We start from the raw sequence: 2,844 nt of genomic DNA on the forward strand, positions 1-2,844 counted from the left end.
CCCCACCCCTTCCCCACCCCGCCCCGGCCGGCCCCGGCAGGCCCCGGCAGGCCCCGGCAGGCCCCGGTAGGGGCGGGCAGGTCCGGGAACAACGCTGTCCCCTCCACCCCCGGGCGACGACCCCGGGAGTGAAGGGGACAGTGGACGGCCCAGACCGCCGGGGAAGACCCGGGGCGGACGGCGACCCGGCCGGCCCCCCGAGGTAGGCCCCCCGAGGGAGGCGCCACGGGCAGAACCCACGACGCCCCGAGGACGCCCCCAGAGCGTCCTCGGGGCGTCCTCGGAGCGTCCCCTGCCCGGGCCGGGAGTGCGGGCGGGAACAACGCCGCCCCCTCCACCCCCGGGCGACGACCCTGAGGTGAAGGGGACAGCGGACTGCCCAGGCCCCCGGGGAAGACCCGGGACCAACGGCGACCCGGCCGGCCGGCCGGGGGGGTGAGCGGCACCCCCACACCCCCGCACAGGCCCGGGACCAGCGGCGGACCGGCCGGCCGGGGGGTAGGGGTCTCAGGTGATGGAGGCGCCGGAGTCGATGCTGATGACCTGGCCGGTCATGCAGTCCTGGTCGAGGAACAGGGTGATCGAGCGGGCGACCTCGCGCGGCGTGACGAACCGCGGCACCGGGACCTTCTCCCGCATCCCGGCCACCACATGCTCCGGCAGGGTCTCCGTCATCCCGGTGATCATGAAACCCGGCGACAACGCGTTGACGGTCACCCCCCGCCGGCCGCACTCGGCCGCCAACGTACGCGTCAACCCGATCAACCCCGCCTTCGACGCCGCATAGGCCGTCTGCCCGGCCGTGGCGATCAACGCCGACGGGGACACGATGTTGACCACCCGCCCCCACCGCGCCCGCAGCATCGCCGGCACACACGCCCGCGCCGTGTGGAACGACCCCACCAGGTTCGTGTCCACCACCTGACGCCACTGCACCGGATCCTGCATCGCCATCAACGCGTCCTTACGGACCGCCCCGTTGTTGACCAGCACGTCCACCGGCCCCAACGCCTCACGCACCCGCTCGTACATCGCGCCCACCGCCTCCCAGTCCGCCACGTCCCCACGGACCAGCACATGCTCGTTGGACAACCGCGCCGCGACCTCCTGCGCCCCGGCAAGGGAACTGTTGTAGTGCACCGCCACCCGGCACCCCGCCGCGTCCAGCGCCACCGCCAGCTCACTGCCCAACCCCCCCGAAGCACCGGTCACCAGCGCCACCGGAGAAGACGGACGCACACCGAACGCCTCCTTGCCGCTCACCGCGCCCCTCCCCACTCCATCAACACCGAACCCCACGTCATCCCCGCACCGAACCCGGCCAGCAGCACCGTGTCCCCCTCCCTGATCCGACCCGCGTCCAACGCCTCCGACAACGCGATCGGAATCGAACCCGACGCCGTGTTCCCGTACCGCTCCAGATTCGTCACCAACCGGTCCGCGGGAATCCCCGTATGCGACAACACCGAGTTGATGATCCGGATGTTCGCCTGGTGCGGCACCACATGGTCCACATCCACCGCCCGCACCTTCGCCTGCTCCAACGTCTCGCGGATCGTACGCACCGTGTACCGCACCGCGTTCAGGTAGATCTCGTTGCCGTTGATCTGCGCGTAATGCAGCCCCTGCGCCACCGTCCGCGCACTCGTGGGCATCCGCGAACCACCCGCCAACACCTTCAGACTGTCCTTGCACGAGCCGTCCGCACCCAGGTTCCACGCCCGGATCCGATCCACCCCGCCCGGCTGCAACACCACCGCACCCGCCCCGTCACCCACCAGGATCGACAGGTCCCGGTCCGCCGGATTCGCCGTCAACGTGTGCGTGTCCGACCCGATCACCAACACCGGCCGCGGATCCATCCGCATCAGACCCGCCGCCGTCACCAACGCATACACGAACCCCGCACACTCCGAGTTCACATCATGCGCACTACCCGCGATCCCCAACGCCTCGTGCACGAACGCCGACGTCGCCGGCGAAGGCTGCTCCGGCGTCGCCGTCGCCACGATCAGGTGCGCGATATCCCCACCCGACAACCCCGCCCGCTCCAGAGCCCGCCGCCCCGCCTCCACGGCCATCGACGCCGTACTCTGCCCCGGACCCACCGCCCGACGCTCACGGATCCCGCACCGCGACACGATCCAGTGCTCATCCACACCGAAACGCCGCGCCAACTCCGCACTCGTCACCACCCGCTCGGGCACCGACAGCCCCCAACCGGTGACATCGAAACCACTCACCACCCGCCCCCTCTCCACCCCGCCCCGGGCCCTCAGTTGCCCTCAGCCGGCACCAACGCCAGAATCCGCCCGTGCACCACCCGCAACGTCGTCGAATCATCGATGTCCGCGAACAACGACTCATCCGCCGGAATGTGCGGGTACTCGTTCTGGAACCCGTACAACCACTCCATCAAATCCAGCGAATCCACATCCGCGAGATGCTGCAACGCCGCATCCACGTCGATCTCACGCGCACCGGACACCGCCTGCAACTGCAACGCCAGGTCCTCGATGCTGGGAATCTGCGACATCAGTGATCGTTCCTCTCTCCAGCCCACCCCGCCCACGCGGCAATGAGCACCAGACAAACCGAACAGGACACCGACCAAGACACACCGACCAGCCCCGCAACCACCGCGCGACCAGCCCCGCCCCCGCCCCCAGCAGGACACCCACCCGCCCGCAACCCACCCCCCCGACCAGAAAACCACCGAGAAGACAGACCCGAACAAGCACGCCCCCACAACAACGGAGACCACCCGGCCACAACGACCGCGTGCCTTGTCGAAACCTGTCTCTTATACACATCTGACGCTGCCGACGAAGAGGATAGTGTAGA

The 2,844-nt window shown here is 69.9% G+C and carries 3 protein-coding genes; all 3 read right to left on the reverse strand.

The window, feature by feature from the left end; translation table 11 throughout:
• Positions 1 to 507 precede the first annotated feature (507 nt).
• The 3 genes from IF30_RS0140065 to IF30_RS0140075 are packed head-to-tail and all read right to left on the reverse strand — an operon-like array spanning position 508 to position 2,536.
• Positions 508 to 1,263 (reverse strand): SDR family NAD(P)-dependent oxidoreductase, encoded by a 756-nt coding sequence (locus IF30_RS0140065; protein ID WP_030247954.1) that lies wholly within the window; start codon positions 1,261 to 1,263, stop codon positions 508 to 510.
• Positions 1,260 to 2,243 carry a 3-oxoacyl-ACP synthase III family protein gene (locus IF30_RS0140070; RefSeq protein WP_030247957.1) on the reverse strand — a complete coding sequence of 328 codons (984 nt, stop codon included), beginning with the start codon at positions 2,241 to 2,243 and terminating at the stop codon, positions 1,260 to 1,262. Before IF30_RS0140070 ends, IF30_RS0140065 begins: the two co-directional genes overlap by 4 nt.
• 32 nt (positions 2,244 to 2,275) lie before the next feature.
• The gene (locus IF30_RS0140075; RefSeq protein ID WP_030247961.1) at positions 2,276 to 2,536 is read right to left on the reverse strand and encodes a hypothetical protein; all 261 of its coding nucleotides are present in this window, start codon (positions 2,534 to 2,536) and stop codon (positions 2,276 to 2,278) included.
• Positions 2,537 to 2,844 lie beyond the last annotated feature (308 nt).

This window comes from Streptomyces sp. NRRL S-350 (assembly GCF_000719705.1).
Lineage (GTDB): Bacteria > Actinomycetota > Actinomycetes > Streptomycetales > Streptomycetaceae > Kitasatospora.